The sequence below is a fragment of the Aequoribacter fuscus genome (assembly GCF_009910365.1).
Lineage (GTDB): Bacteria > Pseudomonadota > Gammaproteobacteria > Pseudomonadales > Halieaceae > Aequoribacter > Aequoribacter fuscus.
Window position 1 is genome coordinate 2,787,172 of record NZ_CP036423.1, and the last position, 19,559, is coordinate 2,806,730.

Here is a 19,559-nt window from a genome sequence, read left to right on the forward strand (position 1 = left end):
TTCACTGAACCACAAACTCTGTGAAAAATACTTCCTCGACACCACCGAAATCCTCGTATCTCTCAAGGACACTATTGGTTGCCATTTTTAGATCCTCGGCTAACTTTTTGCGAAAGTCATCTTTGGCCAGCTCTGATTCACTGACTTTTCGCAGCACATCGAGCATTTCTGATCTGACTGCAAACGCATGAGTTTCCATATTGGCGATCACTCTATCATCATAATGCGTCATAATCGCGACTTTAACTTGCATCACTTTTCTAGAGTTCAGGATATTCGCTACCAAAGGTGCCTCGATCTCGAGATATGAATTCTTGAACCTCTGTAACTGCGGTGCGTCAATCGACACTTTATCTGGACCGCGCGCCAGCTCCTCGGCTCTGGAACGAGCTTGTTCCGCTTCCTGCTCCAATTGCTGAACTGCTTTCTCGATTTCTTCGTCTTGTTTAGCATCGAAAAAACCCAAGAAGTAAGCAGTGATGCCAACGCTTAGGGCCATCATAAAAATAAAGATGAAAGCGATTAACACATACCTAAGAATCGGCGGTTTTGCTTTAACAACTTCATCTGTGTCTTCATCTGCCATAAACCGCTACCCCCTTCTGTCAAACCCAAAGATCAATATTCAAATTGCTAAAATCAATAACATGACTTTCTGCTACAGCCTCTTCTCCCGTCGTTGCAACCAACTTGTCACCACTTTCCCCTGCCACCTTAGCTGGTCGCCCGGTGCTCGCAGTATCATCTCGCAATGAGCGCTCAGAACCACTCGCCACGTCTAAGCTCGACAAATTCACGCCGCTACTCATCAAAGAATCTCGGAGTCTGTTGATACCTTCGCTCAAGATATCTCTGGTAACACTATTGGCAGAACTTAAAATCGCGTCAAGTTTTCCATCGCGATACTCCATAATCACTTCGATTTTCCCGAGATCACGAGGCTTGAGATCGAATTCTAACTTATAGGTTCCGTCTTGGACTTTCGAAACAAAACGTTGAGCGAGCTCGGCCGAGAACCGCGATAGGAACTGCTCTTTTACAGATGCATTTTGTTGATCTTGCGCCACGAACTGAGTCAGATTTGCGCCTCTCTGGGCCTCAGCCGCGAGCGGACTGACTTGCCCTAGGCCACTCGCGGGCTCCGCATGCATTCCCGAAAGAGGAGTAGCAATGCTGCCCAAATTAATCGCGGTGACCATCTCTGCAGACCTTGCTGGGACTAATATCTCCGTGGGATTAGGTCTGTAAACCGAGGCGCCGGGATCTCTGGATTCAGCATGCTTAGAATACTCAAGAGTCTTAGTGGCTATTGCCGATCTACCCGACTCTTTACTGAGGCGTTCTGAGCGCGACTGCATACTCAGCTGGTAAGCCAACGTGACTTCTGTTCTGCTGGCCTCGTCTCCCTGCCCGATAGACGCAAGACCAGTAGCGATTGGCACCGCTTGACCCGGGGTCTGGTTAGGTGAGACTGACCGTGTAACAGCCACATCAATTCCTGGGTCAACTCGTCTCATATCCCCATCACTGCCAACCGCTATATTTGGTTTGACCGTTACCTCTGGCGCAGACCCAGGGACCCCGCTGCCATATCGCAAGGCGTCGTTGGTGCTGAGGTTTAGAGACATCGCCTCTGGTATCGCAGCGGCCGGAATAGTCGGAGCGCTAGTAGTGCTAAGAGCGCTAAGAGCGCTTGGCGCAGTCATACTGGCTTTAACCGCTACATCTCGTTGTGCCAGCCCAGAAGTTTGCGCCGCTCCAAGAGAGGTGCTGGCATAGCGCAAAGCGTCGTTGGCGCTGAGATTTACAGACATCGCCTCGGGTGTCTCAGCGACTGGCACAGTAGGGGCGCTAGTAGTTCTAAGAGCGCTTGGCGCAGTCATACTGGCGTTAACCGCTACATCTTGTTGTGCTAGCCCGGAAGTTGGCGCCGCTCCAAGAGGGGTGCTGGCATAGCGTAAGGCATCGTTGGTGCTGAGAGTTACAGACATCGCCTCTGGTGCGTCGTCGACAGACATAGCTGCCATGCTGGGAGCTCTCAAGGCGGTCACGCCTGGCTGAAGCGATAAGGCCTGAAATGCTGCGCTACCACTAGATGGCAGAGAGCGCCCGTCAGAAGCCAAAGATTTTGCCGCATCACCGTCAAACAACTGAGATATCGTACTAGACGATAGACCCGCTTCTCGCCCAAAAGCCATTGCTTCTTCAACTGAAGCTTTTTCTCCAATCACAACTAAATCGAAACTATCACCATCTATGACATCTAAGGACACTGATTGCCCAAGTCTGTCAAAAATACCCGATTGAGTCTCTGCTCCGACCTTAACGGCATGATTTGCCGCTGTCGGCAAAGTATTGCCAGATTGGCGGATTTTTTCAGCCGCCAATGTCTCGCCCACGATGCGCTTAAAGTCTGCACCCGTTTGTGCCTGAGGCGACTTAGAATCGCTGATCTCGGTACTTTTCGACCCAGCAGTCAATCCTTTGATCACCGAACCTATTATGGAGTCCACTTGCCTCAATCCTCTTACATTGCATCGACACTGTTATCTATGCACAAAGCGTGCCAGCACTATCGGAGCGGCCGAGCCATGATGATCCTATCATCTAACTCAGCATCTTCTTGACGTCGTAACTTTGCTCTTTCGGAGAGTTCGATCGACTCTACCAACTTCTCATACTTCTTTTTCTCTTTCATTAAGTTGTTCAGTTTTACCGTCAAGCCAGTTAAATCATCTTCTATTACGCTGAGGTCGTCATAACATTGCTGCTTTAGCACACTGAGCCGGGCAAGGAAATCGCGCGAAACCTTCAAACTGTATCCTACATATTCTTTCTGGAGAGCTCTCTCATCATCAATAGCATCAATTGCTTCTTGGAGAGATTTTAACGAGCCATGGACAGAGACCCTCTTTTCTTCACTAGACCGGATTTCCAGTAACAACTCAGACTGAGCGTTAGCAATTTTTGCTATCACGGCAGTCCATTTCTGCATCGCTTATGACTCACCCATTAGGGCCAGAAGACTTTCCGCCGATTCATCCATGCCAGCAGCCAAATCGACCGATTGTCTCGCAAACTTAACCATACTGGAACGCATCCTTACTGCCACATCCAGACTTTCGTCTGCGCCAGATTTGTACGCACCTATGTTTATGATGTCTTTATTTTGCTCGTACAAAGACCAATACCTACGGTATCTCGTTGCCGCGTCAAGCACCTCGTCTGATACTACTTTCGCTGCCAACCGAGAAATAGATCCGTTAAGATCAATCGCTGGATAGTGCCCGGCATCCGCTAACTGCCTTGATAGCATTATTTGCCCGTCTAAGGTCGCTCTCGCTATCTCTACGATAGGGTCCATACCCTCATCATACTCAGCCAAAACCGTGTATATCGAGGAAATACTCCCGGAGCCGGGTCGACCCATCCCTCCGCGCTCCATTAACTTGGGAAGTTCAGTGAACACTGACGGGGGATACCCTTTACTTGTCGGAGGCTCTCCAACTGCGAGTCCAATCTCTCGTTGCGCATGAGCCACACGCGTTAAACTGTCGCAAAGTAGTAAAACATTCTGACCCTTATCTCTAAAATACTCGGCTAAGATATGGCATACCTCTGCCCCTCTTCTACGCATCACTGCAGTTGTATCGGAGGTCGCGAGAACAATAATTGCCTTTCTCAATCCTTCCGGACCAAGCGTATCTTCGATGAACTCACGTGCTTCCCGCCCCCGTTCGCCGATAAGACCGACAATGACAACATCGGCATCCGTATGCTTGGTAATCATAGCCATCAAAGTACTTTTACCGACGCCAGAACCAGCAACTAATCCAATCCTCTGACCCTTTGCCATCGTTAACAAAGCATTTATGACTCGCACACCAACATCAAGTGGCTGATTTATGCTCGCTTTCTCAAGAGGTGGGATTTTTGACCCGGAGAAGTGTGTCGCGTTTCGCGAATCACGTGTTACCTGCTGCGAGTCGATGATTTCTCCGAGAGGATTGATCACACGTCCTAACAGATCATCACTTACGGATAGCCCAACACTTTCAGAAAAAAACCTCACTCGACTCCTACGAGACAGTCCGGTGGTCTCATGATACGGAATCAGCTTAATAGTCTCTTTATCGAAAGACACCACCTCAGCAAGAACTTCTGGATGGCCACCGCTCGGATCATCGATAACACACATCGCTCCCATTCCAGCGACAAAACCCTGACTTTCAATAATATTCCCAGTTACACTGAGGACTAGTGACGACCGCTCAGCGTCTACCGACCTGAGGTCGCGCTTGACCCAACCCATCTCAAAATCAATGCCCATCAGCGACAATCTCCGAGATGCGTTGACTCAATAACGCAGCATCTGCTGTTAGCATTTTTTCCACCACGACCTCGTCGAAGCTAATTCGGATATCACCGATTGACAAAGAGGGATCAACCTTTATCGTGACGCGATCATTAAAATCCAAAGTCAACCCAGACTGCGCGAACCACTCTTCAACCTGGCCATTCAACTCCACAACGACAGGGACCTGCTCTTTAATACAGGCTTCCTCTATCACAGATTTGTAGAAACGACTCAAAAGCGAGTCATCAATCGACAATTTTTCCCGCACAAGGGTCTCTGCGACGAGAGATGTCAGCTCCCCCAATTGTGACCAGAGTGGAGGCATCGCTTCTAGCTTGGCTCGAATATCCTCCAAGACTGACTCGCACCCGTGGAGGTTCTCGGCTTGAAGTGATCGTTCCTCCGCCTCGAGCCGGCGACCCTCCGCGAGACCAGCCAGAAAGCTCGTGCTCTCTAAATCTGAGTCTACAGACAACTGCTTCTCGTCTTCGAGCTCCTGACCTTCGTCTATCTCAGAGTCCGAAAAAATTTCAGCGTCCTCTTCGGATTCAAATTCGAGCACCTGTGAACTCTTGTTTTGCTCAACCCCCGACGGCACTGCGGGCACAATTTCCTCATCAGATGCCAACCCAAGCTCCAAGCTAATATTATCAACAGTCGCTGCTGCGGGTGCCAATGGAGCGATGGAATCCAAATCTGAGAACTGTTGCCAAGCAATCTTTTCAAAGCCACCGTCGGTCTCCGATAGATCGGCCAAAGTGGCGCTGGAAAAGGATTTGGCGCGCTTATTTGCGGCGAGGAGCTCAGTGAGCTGCCATGATACTGCACCACGGTTTGGATCTGGGTTAGACAAAGTCATCACCTCGTCCAGCGAGCACTAATTCACCAGCGTCTGAGAGCTTTCGTGCGAGACGCATGATGGTTTTCTGAGCATCCTCTACATCAGATATGCGCATGGGGCCTTTAGATTCCATATCATCAACGAACATTGCTCTGGCACGCTGAGACATGTTACCGAAGAACTTCTCCTTCACTTCTTCACCTGCACCCTTTAAGGCTACCATCAGCATGTCTTGATCAACATTGCGCATGAGAACCTGTATCGCCTTGTTATCTACCATCGAAAGATTATCGAAGGTGAACATATTATCTTGGATTTTTAACATGATGTCTTCATCGATTGCCGAAAGATCACCCATGATCTTGCTTTCAAGGTCGACTTTTACGAAGTTCATGATCTTGGCCGCCGTTTTGACACCACCAAAACTAGAGGACTTAGCAGATGAATTACTGGAGAACTGCTGTTTCATGATCCGCTCCAATTCTTCCATTGCAGATGGTTGAACAGATTCCAGGTTCGCGACTCGCTGCAAAATCTCGGCTCGCTTTTCGGCCGGTAAGAAATTCAGAACATCAGCAGCAATGTCGTATTCCAAGACCGAGAGAATAATGGCGATGACTTGAGGATGCTCGCCAGAGATCATGTCGGTTATCGCCCTTGGATCCATCCACCTTAAGATCTCTAAGCCCTTACTTGAGGCACCTGGCAAGATTCGACCAAGAACCGTCGATGCTTTGTCTTCCCCCAGTGCTCTCTTAAACACCGTCTCTACATATTCGTTAGTCCCGAGCCCTAAGTTGGTTTGCTTCTTGATTGTTTGCACAAAGTCATCGAGGACGGCATTCACAGATTCTTGCGGGATATCGGCAACAGACATCATGGCAGAACCCAGAGCCTGCACCTCTCTCGGATTGAGATACTTGATAATATCGGAGGCTTGTTGCTCACCCAGCAATAACACAATGATCGCCGCTTGCTCTGTGCTCGTCATAGAAATGAACTCGCTATCAAGAGCCCCTGAAGTGCTTGATTTGTCTGCCATCATCAAATTCCTATTGTATGCCCACTCCCTACTTTAAGCCGGCTTGATCATTTTCTTGAGCACGTTAGCCACTCGTCCCGAGTCTTCGGCCACCAAAAGCCTGATGAGTGCCACTTTATCATCATAGGTGTTGGCAGTATCCAACATATCGGCTGATATCGACGATTTCTTGGGCTTGAGTTTCGCTTTGATTTCTTCGAGCGTCTCCCCTTTTTCAAGAGCTTCTAGTTCTGCCGGGGTGAGCTCTCCATCCTTCATCTTCTCTGCGAGAACGGCTAGGTCATCGACACTTGGTTTGGGCATATAGAATGCCATGATGGGTCTAACGACAAGAAGCAAGAGAAACAGAAACGCAATGACAGTAAATCCGTGCTTACCCCATTCAACGATCCCTTCCTGCTCCCACCATGGCGTAATAATCTCTATCGGAGCATCAATATAAAATGGCGCCGCGGCAATGTTAATGCTATCACCCCTTACGTCGTCAAATGGAAGAGCCCTTATCACGAGCCCCCTAAACCGCTCGATCTCGATGTCCATCTGCTCGTTGATCTGCTGCTCTGAAAACTCTTCCAACCCGACTGAGGTTGCGTTCACATCACCCGCACTGTCTGGTGCCAATCTCCCTTCTAATGGGGTCGAATTGGATGTGGTACCAGCAGCTTGTCGCAACTTTATTAATACTAAATCTCTCAGGGCCGACTCATTAAGCATAATAGCTGCGGTCAACCCTAAAACCCGTCCTGGCTGCTCTTTGACATATCTGACAGCTTTATCTAACTCGTAGTTGCGCGTTGTTTGAGTCCGCTGAGTAGTCTCTAGCCCTGCACCCGCACCAGCTGCCGCGCCGGTGGCCTCTAACTCTGGAGCATCAGGCGCTATGTTAGAAACGCCGCCGGGAATCCCAGCCGCAGCTTGCCCTATAACTTCGTCGTTACTTAATACTTCTGATCTGGTTTTTGGTCCGGTTCCGCTTCGATCAAATTCTTCAAAAGTTGACTCTGTCTCGGTAAAGTCTACATCCACATTGACAATGCTCTTGACATTACCCTCGCCCAAGACCGGCATTATCAAGTCCACAATCCGACCTGACAGCTCCGCTTCCATACGTCTTTCAAAATCGATGTTTTTCTGTGTTCCGAGACTATCGTCGCTGCTATCTGATGACAGTAAGATTCCATAGTTATCAACTACGGTGACATCGGTCGTTGACATGTAGGGAACGCTCGAAGAAACCAGGTGGATGATGGACTGGACCTGTGGCTGCGTCACCACCCGGCCAAAATAGGGTTTCACAACCACCGAAGCTTTAGATGGCATCCGCTCTCGCACGAAAACGCTTTGCTTGTTGACCGCTATGTGGACTCTGGCACTCTCGATGGAATCTATCTGGCTTATCGTTTTTGCGAGCTCTAGCTCCATTGCGTTGTTATATTGGACCTGTTCCATGAACTGGCTTTGCGTCATAGACGCGTTTTCATTCAGCGCGCTATATCCCCCAGCAATGGCAGACCTCGGGAGACCTTGTGAAGCCAAGAACAACTTGGCTTGCTGATATGATCCATCTGGGACTTCTATCATTCCTGACGCGGGATTAATCCTTACCTTGTACTGAGATGCCAGCAGAGCGTCGTATGATGCCTGTCGATCAGGCTCACTCATGCCATTGGATATCGAGCGGTAACCGGTTGAATTTAGCATTGAGCCAAAAATGACAAAAAGGAGTACCGCCAAAAGAACAGAAATCGCGGGCATTGAACGCTTCACGGCAGGCTGCTGGAGCACTCTCCTGACAGTTGGAGCGAGGCCCGTCGCTGTGGTGCTCAGCGCTGTATTTTGGTTCGGCTCCGACGCCGTTTTAGAGGAGCCGGCACCGCCCGCATCATCCTGACCAGAAAGACTAGGGACACCAGCCCCGCCCCGATTCGAGGCGTTGTCGATCATAACAGTTTCCATAATTCACCTGCTCGCATTAAACTGGCATACTCATGATATCTTGGTATGCCTTGAGAACTTTGTTTCTTATTTGAAGAGTTGCTTCAAAAGCAATCGACGCTTTCTGCGTGTCCAGAATAACCTGAGTCAGCGGCATGTCCTCTGAGTACTCGAATGATGCCCTGGTTTCGCTAGCTTGCATCTGCTGCGAATTGACATCCTTGATCACGTCCATGATGCTGTCAGAAAACTTACCCGTTGTAGCGGAAGATTCCAATCCAGAGAAAGCCGCGAGCTCCGAAGATTTTCTGTGCACTTCCTGTGCCTGCTGCAAAAGCCCTAGAACTCCATTGACAGTCTTATCGCTTATCATGAACCAAACCCTCCGATCGCTTCAGATCTCTGCTCTGTAACCATAGATCCAAATTGTTTGAACTTTTGCAACTTATGTCTTAGTGTCCTCGGGCTAATCCCTAGAACAGCCGCCGCCTCTTCCCGAGTACTCGTCTCTTCGATGGCCCTGAGGATCCACTGCTGCTCCAGCTCCTCTTTACTCGCAGACAGGCTTGATACCGAGCCCTGAGGCACGTCTGACGTCGCTTGAAGGCTCGAACTCTCGGGATCTGGGCTCTCGTCAATGAAGCTCACAGAATCGAACACAATATGTTGTGGCTCGATGACAGCGGCAACCGCCAGAACTTTAGCGCGACAAATCACGTTCTCAAGCTCACGAACATTACCAGGCCAACCGTAAGAGATTAGCTTCTGTATCGCTTCCTCCGTGAGTTCGGCAACGCAACCTCCGATCAGTAATGAGGATGCACAGAATAGTGCGATGTTTTTGATATCTTCTGTCCGCTCCCTCAAGCTCGGTATTCTGATGTGGAATGCGTTTATCCGGTAAAACAAATCTTCTCTAAACTTTTTCTGCTTGACCAGCTCATGGAGATCCTGATTAGTAGCAGCGAGCACTCGAACATCGAAGCTGTGCTCCTTGTGCGCTCCCACCCTCGCTGACCGTCGCTCCTGCAACAACCTGAGGAGTTTTGGCTGGACATGAAGAGGAAGCTCACCAACCTCGTCCAAAAAAACAATCCCGCCATCAGCCTCCTCAAATACTCCAGGCTGATCTTTAACAGCACCGGTAAATGCGCCCTTGCAATGCCCAAACAAAAAACTTTCTACTAAGTTTTCAGGAATTGCGGCGCAATTAACCGCGATAAAAGGCTTTCTTGCCCTCGCAGACATTTTGTGGAGAATGGTGGCCACGACTTCCTTCCCTACTCCTGACTCACCCGTGAGCAAGGTAGACACCTCGACCCCTGCAACGCGCTCTATCAGCGCCAACATGCTTTTGCTTTTGGGGTCACTGAAAATCATGGATTTTCGCGTGCCCTCTCTGCTAGATACTGCCCCAATGAGCTGTTGAACTTGAGTAGCCAAAAACAACCACGCATCGGAATCACTGGTATTTTCTGGAATAGGAAATACCCTTTCGCAGCCCATACGACCGAGGAGCAGCGCCAGCTCGATGGCATTCCGCGGAATCAAGAACACACTGCTTTTGAACTCAAGAGACTCAGCGAGTACATAGAGCGATGCCTGAGACTTCATGACCTCATCACCAACGCAGCAGACTGTGCAAGAGGGCTGCATTACTTCACGACTCGAAAGATTATCGAGAGAGACCTCTTCTATTGCGAAGTCGTGGCCTAACGACTCAAAAGCCCCCTTGAGATGACCCGAGAAATCGGAGCCGTTGAACATCTGTAACAATAAACACTTCACTCGAACTTGATCTCGCTATGCATTTTTTTGTTTCCATGCAAATCATGCGCCAATAAACATTAGTGGCTGAAAATTAAGGGAATTTTTGTTTTTACTCTGCTGGGCTAAGCGGCGTGTCGGTTTTCCGACACAAGGAGAATCCTACAAAATTTCATACCTATTGATCTTATCGATCAGCGTCGTCCGGTTGACCTTTAACAGTCGGGAGCACTCTGACACATTGTAATTAACCAGTTTGAGCGCAGACGAGATGAGCCGTTTTTCTATTTCGGTCATCGACTGTTTTAAGCCCTCCGACACATCGAGATCCTCTAAACCAATCCCGATCCACCGATCGAAGTCTTGGAGTGTATGAAGAGAATCTGTTTCACTTTGCGCAGCCGCAGAATCGTAGTCAGCAGCGTTCAAACCGATACTTTCGAGGTCGGGGAGCGCAGAGCCAGATCCGATCGCTGCCACTTCACTAATGATTGATCGCATACCCGGCGGGATAAATTGTTGTGAGATAGATCTAACGTTAATTTTCTGCCCAGGGTAAAAAATCGACAACCTTTGACAGAAGTTTTCTAACTCTCGGACATTGCCCGGCCAATCGTAGGTCATGATTAGTGCACTAGAGTAGGGGCAAAGGCTGATCGGGGGGTGACTAGACGCATACTTATTCGCAAAAAACTCGAAGAGATCGGGGATTTCCTCCTGCCGCTCGCGGAGATCAGCAACGAAAAGAGGCACCACATTTAATCTAAAGAATAAATCTTCTCTAAAAGAGCCTACTTTTATAGCTTCTTCCATATCGAGATGCGTTGCCGATATTATTCGCGAATCTGTCTGTATCTCTTTGTCTGCACCAAGGGGCCTGACCCTCCCATCTTGGATAATACGAAGAAGTTTGACCTGCAATTGCTCAGGCATATCGCCAATTTCATCAAGGAACAGTGTCCCACCATGAGCCTGACGGAATCTGCCTTTATAGTCAGATATTGCGCCCGAAAAAGCACCTCTGACATGTCCGAATAACTCGCTCTCAAGCAGATCGTGTGGTATCGCGGCACAATTCACTGCAACGAACTCACCCGAAGCCGCGCGATCGGACGATCGATGAATATACTGGGCAACAATTTCCTTACCCACCCCAGAGGAACCGCGTATTAAGACCGGCGCATCGGTATTCGCAATCTGAGAAACTAAGCCCTTAAGCTCGAGGGTCTGCGAGGATGAGCCAATCCAACTATTAGACATAAGCACCAATCAAATTTCAGCTTGAGAGTGTTTCGCCGCAATAACGGAATGCAGTGCGGCTAGAACCCCCAAAGTTAACACAAAGGTCCGCATTCCAAAAATGAATAATTAGACTCTCCAAAACCTCCCAAAATTTCCGATCATGCCTATATAGTTTGGTATACCCCCCATGACCTCCTGCCTACCCCTATAGGCTATGGAGTCAAGTGGCACTAATAGTAGCACCACCAATTCTCTTGAACCGCTACCAGCATATGGCAAACCAATGAAAATACGCAATGCTTTTGTTGCTGTGTCTATGAACTGCTAGAGCACCCGGGCACCATCCTTCCCAAAAATTTCAATGTTTCAATACATCATGCTCACGCTGTGTGCACGGTTTTGTCACGCCATCGCCTTTTTCATCGTTCAAACACTAACACCTCAGAAGTCGTAACAATAATTACACAAAACCGTCACGTTAATGACACGCCTCTGAAATAAAAATGTAGCGTAAATGTCACTTTGTAATAAAAGTGACATAATTTAACGATAGGATCCCGCCATCGATAAAGAGACCATAATTATGCGCCGCTCACTCCCACTTGCTCTTGTCCTCGCATCAGCACACACAATCGCCGCCGGTAGTGACGATGTGGATGCACTCAAATCCGAGTTAGATCAACTCAAAGCGCTGGTTATGAAGCTTGAGCAACGCCTTGCCGATGTCGAAGGACAAACAATACCGGTTGAGGATTTGACCGCCTTAACCAAGCTGAACCCCGTCGCCGTAAAATCAGCACAAGAATCACGAGTGACACTGGCGAGCGATTTTCGCCTGCGCTACGAATCTATTGAGAAACAAGGCTCAGATCGGCGTGAGCGCGAGCGCTTGCGTGCGCGCGCGTCGCTCACCTACAAAGGTGATGACTTTACTGGCGTATTCGCGTTAGCCTCGGGTGGCGATAGCCCAACATCAACCAATCAGACCCTAGGCGGTGGCGGCACCAGCAAAGCTCTGCAGCTTGATATGGCGTATGTTATCTACCCCTTAAATGATCAAGTGAACGTGCTTGCGGGCAAAATGAAAAACCCACTGCATCGCCCAGGCAAATACGGTTTGGTGTGGGATTCTGACTACCGTCCAGAGGGTGTGTTTTTGACAACCGAGACGGGTGACTTTGAATTGACCGCCGGCAGCTTTTGGCTCGAGAGCGACAGTAAGAACGGCAATGAACGCGCAGTCTACGCTTTGCAAGGGATGTACAAAGCCCAAGTAGGCGACACGAAGTTAAACCTTGGTTTGGGGTATTTCGAAGCCAATCTCTCTGGCGACAAAGCCTTTTGGTCGGGTGACACCATCAAACTGGGCAACTACCAAGACTGCAGCAATGGATCCTGTGTTTTCACGAACGACTACCACGTCATTGAGGCATTCGCAGAAGCCAACTTTACCAGCAGCGTCAACGGCTTTGCGCACTGGATCGAAAATACCGAAGCGAATAGCGACAACACGGGCTACGTGCTTGGCCTCAATATTGGTAAAGCAAAAAATGCTGGCGACTGGGCTTTTCAGGCCGCTTGGCAGAATCTTGAAAACGAAGCCACGGTCGCACTGCTCACCGATTCAGATTTCGCGGGTGGCGGTACCGGGGGCGAAGGGTCACAGTTAACGCTGAGCTACAAGGCAAGCTCTAGCCTCGCTATTAACCTGTTGTACTCGGATACCGAAAGAACCACCTATATTGACCCAAACCCGCTGGATTACAAGCGCCTGGTTCTAGATTTTTCGATGAAATACTAGCCACAAAAAAGCCCCGATCTTGCGAAAGACCGGGGCTTTTTATGAGTGACCTCTCAGCTTAATTAGCTAAGCGCTATCGACTGAACGTGGTTACCCACATCTTCGGCGTTGTCGGCAATATCGCCAATCCATACCAAGACTTCGTACAAAAACATGGCTTCGACTGGCGACAGGTCTTTCTCTAGCTTAAACAGCTGCGCACGCAAATCGCTTTGCATGGTATCGGTTTGCCGCTCGGCTTCATCGATTCGAGCCAAGGCCGCTTCAACACGCTCTAGGTTGTTTTGTCCGAACCCAGACTTCACGTAGATATCCAGTTGATTAACGGCTTCTTTCGCGTAGCGAACCGCCTCGACGGAAGTTCTTACGAAATCGAGCACCCCAGCGCGCATAGGCTTTGGAAACCGCATTCGACGCCCGACAATAATGCCGGCGATGTCTTTCGCGCAGTTAGCAATTTTGTCTTGCGATGTAATCAGGCGTAACAAATCGGTGCGCGATACCGGCATCATCAAGCGCTTTGGCATATTCTTGCGAAACTCGGCTTTTAATTCATCGGCGCGATGTTCACTGGCTACCACAGTCTTATGAAGCTCTGCGGCTTGCTCCCAGCTTTTGCTGAACTCGGCTTCTAGAAATGGTATCAACGCCTCGGTCGCTTCCAGCGTAGCGGCGATGTGTTGGGTAATGGTTTCGATTGGTGACTTAACCAGCAAATCAGCAATAGGCATTCTAATCGACATTTTTCGCTCCGTACTCTCACGAGTATGATTAAAAAGGTAAGGTTTTTAGGAACCTACAAGCGGTTCTTAGACGCATTGTAACAAAACTGTAAACTAATTGTAATACTTGTCACAAAGGGCAGTATTACCATGATGTTAATTAATATCCGCCGCCACAGCGCAATTGCGCCCTGATTTTTTGGCTTGAAACAGAGCGTCGTCGATCTTAGTGATATTACGATCGATACTCACCACAGGGTTCAACAAACCGAAGCCAAAACTTGCAGTAACCTCAAGGCCGCTACTGAATGTGGCTTCAGAAATCGCTTCACGTAAACTATTAGCCAAGGCCTTCAGTCCACGCTCATCGGCATGCAGCAATCCGCTTCGCTTCAATTGCTTAAAGATTCGCTGCCCCAACTCGTCACTCGTGGCGCCCAATGGGAACAAGTCTAACTGCATCATTTGTTCCGTTACGGCCGCCTCGTACCGCAGAGCCGGCGCGCTTTTTTGCTGAGAGTAACGCGTCAAAATCATGTCTATGACTGCATCGACATTCTCGAGCGCATATTCCCAACCACGGTTCGTGGCCTCAACAAACCGCTGTGTCTGCTCCGGGTTTTGGACCACGGCATTTTGGGTCGCCAGGACACTCACCGCGCTACTCACAAAACCATAATCCGCCGGATCAATCACGTTGTAGGCTACGCCCAAACGATCAAGCTCGTAGAGTTGATTCGAGCGAAAAGCGCTCATGGCATCGACCTTACCCTGGATAAAGTCATCGATACTAAAGGTGTGCTCACGAATATCGGAATTGGTGGAGTTAACGTAAAAGTGATTCAGCAGGAGTGCGAGCGAGCTATAACGAAACTCATCGGTCGTGCCCATAATACGCTTGCCAACCAAATCGCCGGGAGTCCGAATCGACGGGTGGGTTACAAAAATTAAAGGTGATCTCTGAAAGTAGGTGGCTAGCACCACAACCGGCGCAATGTGGCCACCGTGTACCACCAAGTTAGAGTTATGCACCACATAATCCGCATCGCCCTGTATCAGCGACAAAACATTGTCGACCGATGGCTCGTATTCCACCAAGTCGACATCCAATCCGGCCTCTTGATAATAGCCCAGCTCTTTGGCGGCGATGAAGCCTGCGAATTCGAATTGATACTTCCATTCAAGTTGAACGCGAACGTATTGCAAATCGTTTGCAAACACAGTGTTGCAAAAAAACAACAGAACTAGGCTAAGTCTAAACTTCATCGGCGCTCCACGAGATTGAAATAAGTGTAAAACGAAAACTTCTAATTGGCATTAAAATGAACGCCTCAGTAAAAATGCTTACATTAACTTACACTTTAAACACTCCATTAACGCCTGAGACCCCGGTATCAAAAATAGGCGAATTCAGGCAAACTCGACGGCATTGTCTTTGCAGGTTAACTATGAGTGTCGGAATTTTAATACTCGCCGCGGGGCGCAGCCGCCGTATGGGAACCGACAAACGGTTGCTGCCCTGGCGGGAAACGCGGCTACTTGAGCGATCAATACAGCTGTGCCGCGACAGCGGTTTGAGCTACCGTATTGCATTGAGCTGTCGGGAAGACGACGATCTTATCGCGCAAAGATTTGAACCAAATTGTATTCGCATTAAGGAATCAGATCTGGGCTTGGGTCACACACTTGCTCACGCCATTGGCAGCTTACCTCGGTCTTGGAGCGGCGTTATCGTGCATCTCGCTGATATGCCCTTGGTGCAGGTATCGACCTTTCAGACAATTGCGCACGAACTGCAAAAGCACCCGATTGTGATTCCAAGCTATCAACAGCAGTGGGGCAACCCACGCGGTTTTTCGCAATCACTGTGGCCCGAACTGGCGTTACTAAGGGGCGATCAAGGCGCTAAAGACTTAATCAAAAAGCACTCAGATTTGTGCCATGTGTTAGATCTTACCGATGCTGGCGTCTTAGTCGATATCGATACCCAAAAAGACTACCAAACCTGGCAGCATTGACCATCTCTCGTTCTGATTACGCGACGCTTAGACAACTGTGAGCGGACTGACTCATAGCACCGCGCTTAAGCTGGGTGAGCTGAGCCAAGATCGACACCGCAATTTCCATCGGTGTTTTGCTGCCAATATCGATACCCACGGGCGCGTGAATACGCGCAAGTGCCTCTTCACTTAAACCTCTTGCTCGCAACCGTGAGCTGCGATTCGCACTTGTACGTCGTGAACCCAAGGCACCAATAAAGGTATAGGGCATATCTGCAGCGGCAAACAAGGCGTTATCATCGATATCGCGGTCATGGGTCAGGGTAATCAAACTGGTGTGTGAATCGGCGTAGCCGGCGAGCTGATCGATTCCTCTCAACACCTGAACACTCACGTCAGGGCCCCGCCATTCGTCGACCTTATCCTGACGCGGGTCAAGCACAATAATCTGATACTCCATTTGTAGAGCAAGCGCTGACAGGGTCTCAGCCAACTGCCCCGCCCCGATCAACACTAAACGATGCTCTGGACCTAACCGGTGCACACCGCAGGTTTGCTGCCAAGCAACCGCCGGCGAATTCGACATCGAGGTGGTATTCAAGGAGCAGTGGTAAGGCTCAAGTTTGATGGCTCGCTCGACAAAATGTCGAGCCACAAGTGTAGCGTGCAATTCCTGCAGCCAAGGTTCATCACGCGCTCCCAGTGCTTCGACTAACAGCGTTAATTTACCGCCACAGGGCAGCCCATAGCGCTCGTTATCATCGGCATCGACGCCATACTTGGTTAATCTTGCCGTACCTGCGGGAAACTCTCCCAACTGCAAACGCTCGATCAGGCACTCTTCAACACAGCCGCCCGAGACTGACCCTAAAGTCGCCATCTCGCTATACACCATCATCGAGCCTAGAGGTCGCGGCAGCGACCCGGTGATTTCAACAATAGTGACCAGCCAAGCATCAAGCCCCTGGCGAACCGCTTTAAGCGCTGCTCCGATAATCTCCGCTTGTGTGACCAGAAGCTTAAGCGACATTAAAACCCTGCTTCGCAACCGGTAATTCACGCACACGTACACCTACAGCCGCATAAATGGCGTTCGTTATCGCGGGCGCAATGGGCGGCGTACCGGGCTCGCCTGCACCCCCAGTAGGCGCACCGCTGTTGAAGATATCGACCTCAATTATTGGGCTTGTCGCCATGCGAACCGATGGATAATCGTGAAAGTTTGACTGTTTAACCGCACCGCCTTGGATCTCGATGTTACCGCTCAAGGCCGCCGACATGCCGTATAAAATGCCCGATTCCATTTGCGCTCGATAACCATCGGGCGACATGGCAAAACCCGGGTCCGCCACACAAGCGACGCGATGCACTTGTAATCTGCCATCTCGCACCGAGACCTCTGCCACTTGACCCACAATCGACCCAAAACATTCGTGTATCGCGATACCTCGACCATGACCTTCGGGCAGAACCTGCTGCCAGTTAGACAGTTCTTCTAAACGGTTAATAATGGCGAGGTGGCGCGGTTTGTCTTGCAGTAACGCTCGACGAAACTGCAGCGGATCTTGCTTGGCTGCGTGCGCCAACTCGTCAATCATCGACTCGGTAAAGAAAGCGTGCTGCGAGTGATCGACACTGCGCCACGGGCCTGTTGGAATGGGCATTGGCTTTTCAACCGAACCAATCCAGACATTGGGGATGGCGTAAGGGATATGCGGAGCCTCGTGTGGCTCACCTTTGTTCACGAACAGATTACGCCACGCCACAGGCTGACCCTTCGAATCAATCTGTGCTTGAAAACGGCTGCTAAACGCTGGGCGATAAAAGTCGTGCTGCATGTCCTCTTCTCGAGACCACACCAGCTTTATAGGGCTACCCGCCTGCTGCGAAATTTTGGCGGCTTGCACGATGGTATCGTAAAAGGAACGACGCCCAAAACCCCCTCCCATCAGATAATTGTGAATGATGATATTCTCAGCCGGAATACCCAAGGCTTCTGCAACAGCGTGTTTGGCACCCAAGGGGTTTTGACTGCCCACCCAAATTTCGCAGGTGTCACCCACCACCGAGGCCGTCGCATTCATAGGTTCCATACACGCGTGCGCTAAGTACGGTGTTCGATACGTCACATCCAAGATAGAACTGGCGTGCGCTAGCGCAGCATTTGCATCACCAACATTGACTTCGGGCTCTATTTCATCGGACGCCAAAGCGGCATCAATCGCGGACTCGAACTGCTCAAAAATTGCGGCTTGATCTATGCTGCTGTTCTCGTGCTGCGCCCAACGAATATCGACGGCATCTAAGCCCTTTTTGGCATTCCAGTACGAGTCGGCGACCACTGCCACGGCGTCATCCAATGCAACCACCCGCTCGACACCTGCCAGCGTTAGTGCCGAACTTGAATCAAACGAATCGATCACGGCCCCAAATACTGGCGCTGCCTTAATCGTCGCCACCTTCATCCCGGGAACAGATACATCGATCCCGAATATCGCACTGCCGTCGACTTTGGCGGGCAAATCTCGGCGAGGGATGTTCTTACCCATCAAACGATATTGCGATACCTCTTTAAGTTTTGGCGAGTACGGTGGTGTCTTCTCACCCGCTGCAGCCGCGAAGTCTGAGTAAGGCGCGGCGATACTACCGTCACTCTTAAAGATCTGACCTTGATCTGTGCGAAGTTGCTCCACGGGCACATCCCAGACTTCGCTGGCCGCTTCTAGCAGCATTTCCCGCGCAGCAGCACCGGCAATACGCATACCGTATTCACCGGTGGTACGAATACTCATGCTTCCGCCCGTAATTTGCATGTGCATGGCCTTGCCCGCCTGCAGCGTCAGCCCCGTTAGGGTACCCACCAAAATCTCGGGCACCTGCATACCGCCGAATAAGTATCCGTAGCCCAACGCGTAGTTAGCATACTCATCTTCCGCGGGGGCTTCCAAGATGCTGACGTCGTCCCACTTTGCATCCAATTCATCGGCCAACATTTGGGCCAAGACGGTTTGCGCACCCTGCCCCATCTCCGAATGCGGCACGATCACCGTCACGCGATTGGCTGAGTCAATTTTCAGCCAGGTGTTCACCAGTACTTCATCAGGCCCCTCGACGTAGGGGCGAAGCTTATCGTTGCGATTGCCCGGGCGCAGTGCAACGCCCACCACTAATGCGCCCCCACCGATAACACCGGCGGTGATAAACCCTCTGCGCGTCCACTTACCCATTGGCCACCTCCACGGCAGGATCGAACATCTGCACACCAGCGGCTTGTTTTATGGCTGCGCGAATGCGCGAATACATACCGCAGCGACAGATATTCCCCGACATAGCCGTATTAATATCTTCATCACTTGGGTTGGGGTTAGTCTCGAGTAAAGCCACCGCAGATAAGATCTGGCCTGACTGACAGTAGCCACACTGTGGCACCTGCAAATCTAACCAAGCTTGCTGCACAGGATGCAATTGCCCGTCTTGCGCCAAGCCCTCGATCGTCGTGACTTGTGCGCCTTGAGCTGCCGCCACTGGAGTAACGCAGGAACGAATCGGCGCACCATTCAAATGCACCGTGCAAGCGCCGCACTGCGCGATACCACACCCGTATTTGGTCCCCGTTAGGCCGAGCGTATCGCGTATAAACCAAAGTAGCGGCGTATCGGGCGCGACATCCACCGAATACTGCTGTCCATTGATGGTGATTTGCATGAAAGTTCCTTATTCGTCTTTGTGGCTAAACTTGTACCTTGTTACGCCTCACGGAGCAAGATGGACGCTTAGTCCACCTGCAAAAGTATTTAGTCTTGATTTATAGCACAGATCTGGCGACATTAAGCGCCTAAACCATAACGATCC

At 50.1% G+C, this 19,559-nt stretch carries 17 protein-coding genes; 2 read left to right on the plus strand and 15 right to left on the minus strand.

What is annotated here, in order from left to right:
* Position 1 precedes the first annotated feature (1 nt).
* The 10 genes from EYZ66_RS12740 to EYZ66_RS12785 all read right to left on the minus strand — a co-directional run bounded on the left by EYZ66_RS12740 (position 2) and on the right by EYZ66_RS12785 (position 11,202).
* Positions 2-586, minus strand: a complete 585-nt coding sequence (locus EYZ66_RS12740; protein ID WP_009577022.1) for a flagellar basal body-associated FliL family protein — start codon at positions 584-586, stop codon at positions 2-4.
* Between the two features lie 19 nt (positions 587-605).
* Positions 606-2,513, minus strand: coding sequence for a flagellar hook-length control protein FliK (locus EYZ66_RS12745; RefSeq protein ID WP_160195699.1), 1,908 nt, complete (start codon positions 2,511-2,513; stop codon positions 606-608).
* A gap of 59 nt (positions 2,514-2,572) precedes the next feature.
* Positions 2,573-2,995 carry a hypothetical protein gene (locus EYZ66_RS12750; RefSeq protein ID WP_040816812.1) on the minus strand — a complete coding sequence of 141 codons (423 nt, stop codon included), beginning with the start codon at positions 2,993-2,995 and terminating at the stop codon, positions 2,573-2,575.
* 3 nt (positions 2,996-2,998) lie between these two features.
* Positions 2,999-4,330: a FliI/YscN family ATPase gene (locus tag EYZ66_RS12755; RefSeq protein ID WP_009576174.1), complete on the minus strand. Its 1,332-nt coding sequence runs from the start codon at positions 4,328-4,330 to the stop codon at positions 2,999-3,001.
* Positions 4,320-5,210 (minus strand): hypothetical protein, encoded by an 891-nt coding sequence (locus EYZ66_RS12760; protein WP_009576173.1) that lies wholly within the window; start codon positions 5,208-5,210, stop codon positions 4,320-4,322. The genes EYZ66_RS12755 and EYZ66_RS12760 overlap by 11 nt, the downstream gene beginning before the upstream one ends.
* Positions 5,203-6,189 carry a flagellar motor switch protein FliG gene (gene fliG / locus EYZ66_RS12765; RefSeq protein WP_216088971.1) on the minus strand — a complete coding sequence of 329 codons (987 nt, stop codon included), beginning with the start codon at positions 6,187-6,189 and terminating at the stop codon, positions 5,203-5,205. Before fliG ends, EYZ66_RS12760 begins: the two co-directional genes overlap by 8 nt.
* An 84-nt stretch (positions 6,190-6,273) precedes the next feature.
* A complete protein-coding gene (fliF, locus tag EYZ66_RS12770) occupies positions 6,274-8,196 on the minus strand; it encodes a flagellar basal-body MS-ring/collar protein FliF (RefSeq protein ID WP_009576171.1) in 1,923 nt (640 codons plus the stop codon).
* Positions 8,197-8,212: 16 nt separating this feature from the next.
* On the minus strand, positions 8,213-8,548 hold the full coding sequence (gene fliE, locus EYZ66_RS12775) for a flagellar hook-basal body complex protein FliE (RefSeq protein WP_050793420.1): 336 nt from the start codon (positions 8,546-8,548) through the stop codon (positions 8,213-8,215).
* Entirely contained in the window at positions 8,545-9,789 is a 1,245-nt protein-coding gene (locus EYZ66_RS12780; protein ID WP_160195700.1) for a sigma-54 interaction domain-containing protein, read from the minus strand. Before EYZ66_RS12780 ends, fliE begins: the two co-directional genes overlap by 4 nt.
* A 315-nt stretch (positions 9,790-10,104) precedes the next feature.
* Complete coding sequence (locus EYZ66_RS12785; protein ID WP_009576168.1) at positions 10,105-11,202, minus strand: sigma-54 interaction domain-containing protein; 1,098 nt, start codon at positions 11,200-11,202, stop codon at positions 10,105-10,107.
* A 565-nt stretch (positions 11,203-11,767) separates the two neighbouring features.
* Here EYZ66_RS12785 and EYZ66_RS12790 point away from each other — a divergent pair.
* A complete protein-coding gene (locus tag EYZ66_RS12790) occupies positions 11,768-12,985 on the plus strand; it encodes a putative porin (protein WP_009576167.1) in 1,218 nt (405 codons plus the stop codon).
* A gap of 62 nt (positions 12,986-13,047) precedes the next feature.
* Here the strand turns inward: EYZ66_RS12790 and EYZ66_RS12795 are convergent, their stop codons facing one another.
* Together EYZ66_RS12795 and EYZ66_RS12800 are read right to left on the minus strand one after the other, a co-directional pair.
* Positions 13,048-13,728, minus strand: a complete 681-nt coding sequence (locus tag EYZ66_RS12795; RefSeq protein ID WP_009576166.1) for a TIGR00153 family protein — start codon at positions 13,726-13,728, stop codon at positions 13,048-13,050.
* Positions 13,729-13,863: 135 nt separating this feature from the next.
* Entirely contained in the window at positions 13,864-14,973 is a 1,110-nt protein-coding gene (locus EYZ66_RS12800; protein WP_009576165.1) for an ABC transporter substrate-binding protein, read from the minus strand.
* Between the two features lie 182 nt (positions 14,974-15,155).
* On the opposite strand from EYZ66_RS12800, the gene EYZ66_RS12805 reads away from it, so the two are divergent.
* A complete protein-coding gene (locus tag EYZ66_RS12805; protein ID WP_040816808.1) occupies positions 15,156-15,725 on the plus strand; it encodes a nucleotidyltransferase family protein in 570 nt (189 codons plus the stop codon).
* 16 nt (positions 15,726-15,741) lie between these two features.
* Here the strand turns inward: EYZ66_RS12805 and EYZ66_RS12810 are convergent, their stop codons facing one another.
* Genes EYZ66_RS12810 through EYZ66_RS12820 form a run of 3 tightly spaced genes read right to left on the minus strand, consistent with a single transcriptional unit; the run spans position 15,742 to position 19,412 of the window.
* The gene (locus EYZ66_RS12810; RefSeq protein WP_009576163.1) at positions 15,742-16,737 is read right to left on the minus strand and encodes an XdhC family protein; all 996 of its coding nucleotides are present in this window, start codon (positions 16,735-16,737) and stop codon (positions 15,742-15,744) included.
* A complete protein-coding gene (locus tag EYZ66_RS12815; protein WP_009576162.1) occupies positions 16,727-18,934 on the minus strand; it encodes a xanthine dehydrogenase family protein molybdopterin-binding subunit in 2,208 nt (735 codons plus the stop codon). The genes EYZ66_RS12810 and EYZ66_RS12815 overlap by 11 nt, the downstream gene beginning before the upstream one ends.
* Positions 18,927-19,412, minus strand: coding sequence for a (2Fe-2S)-binding protein (locus EYZ66_RS12820; protein WP_009576161.1), 486 nt, complete (start codon positions 19,410-19,412; stop codon positions 18,927-18,929). Before EYZ66_RS12820 ends, EYZ66_RS12815 begins: the two co-directional genes overlap by 8 nt.
* Between the last annotated feature and the right edge of the window lie 147 nt (positions 19,413-19,559).

What these genes read in the sequence shown, in the direction of transcription:
- EYZ66_RS12740 (WP_009577022.1), bottom strand. Translation starts at nt 586, where the DNA reads ATGGCAGATGAAGACACAGATGAAGTTGTTAAAGCAAAACCGCCGATT.
- EYZ66_RS12750 (WP_040816812.1), bottom strand. Translation starts at nt 2,995, where the DNA reads ATGCAGAAATGGACTGCCGTGATAGCAAAAATTGCTAACGCTCAGTCT.
- EYZ66_RS12755 (WP_009576174.1), bottom strand. Translation starts at nt 4,330, where the DNA reads ATGGGCATTGATTTTGAGATGGGTTGGGTCAAGCGCGACCTCAGGTCG.
- fliG (WP_216088971.1), bottom strand. Translation starts at nt 6,189, where the DNA reads ATGACGAGCACAGAGCAAGCGGCGATCATTGTGTTATTGCTGGGTGAG.
- fliF (WP_009576171.1), bottom strand. Translation starts at nt 8,196, where the DNA reads ATGGAAACTGTTATGATCGACAACGCCTCGAATCGGGGCGGGGCTGGT.
- fliE (WP_050793420.1), bottom strand. Translation starts at nt 8,548, where the DNA reads ATGATAAGCGATAAGACTGTCAATGGAGTTCTAGGGCTTTTGCAGCAG.
- EYZ66_RS12780 (WP_160195700.1), bottom strand. Translation starts at nt 9,789, where the DNA reads ATGAAGTCTCAGGCATCGCTCTATGTACTCGCTGAGTCTCTTGAGTTC.
- EYZ66_RS12785 (WP_009576168.1), bottom strand. Translation starts at nt 11,202, where the DNA reads ATGTCTAATAGTTGGATTGGCTCATCCTCGCAGACCCTCGAGCTTAAG.
- EYZ66_RS12790 (WP_009576167.1), top strand. Translation starts at nt 11,768, where the DNA reads ATGCGCCGCTCACTCCCACTTGCTCTTGTCCTCGCATCAGCACACACA.
- EYZ66_RS12795 (WP_009576166.1), bottom strand. Translation starts at nt 13,728, where the DNA reads ATGTCGATTAGAATGCCTATTGCTGATTTGCTGGTTAAGTCACCAATC.
- EYZ66_RS12800 (WP_009576165.1), bottom strand. Translation starts at nt 14,973, where the DNA reads ATGAAGTTTAGACTTAGCCTAGTTCTGTTGTTTTTTTGCAACACTGTG.
- EYZ66_RS12805 (WP_040816808.1), top strand. Translation starts at nt 15,156, where the DNA reads ATGAGTGTCGGAATTTTAATACTCGCCGCGGGGCGCAGCCGCCGTATG.
- EYZ66_RS12810 (WP_009576163.1), bottom strand. Translation starts at nt 16,737, where the DNA reads ATGTCGCTTAAGCTTCTGGTCACACAAGCGGAGATTATCGGAGCAGCG.
- EYZ66_RS12815 (WP_009576162.1), bottom strand. Translation starts at nt 18,934, where the DNA reads ATGGGTAAGTGGACGCGCAGAGGGTTTATCACCGCCGGTGTTATCGGT.
- EYZ66_RS12820 (WP_009576161.1), bottom strand. Translation starts at nt 19,412, where the DNA reads ATGCAAATCACCATCAATGGACAGCAGTATTCGGTGGATGTCGCGCCC.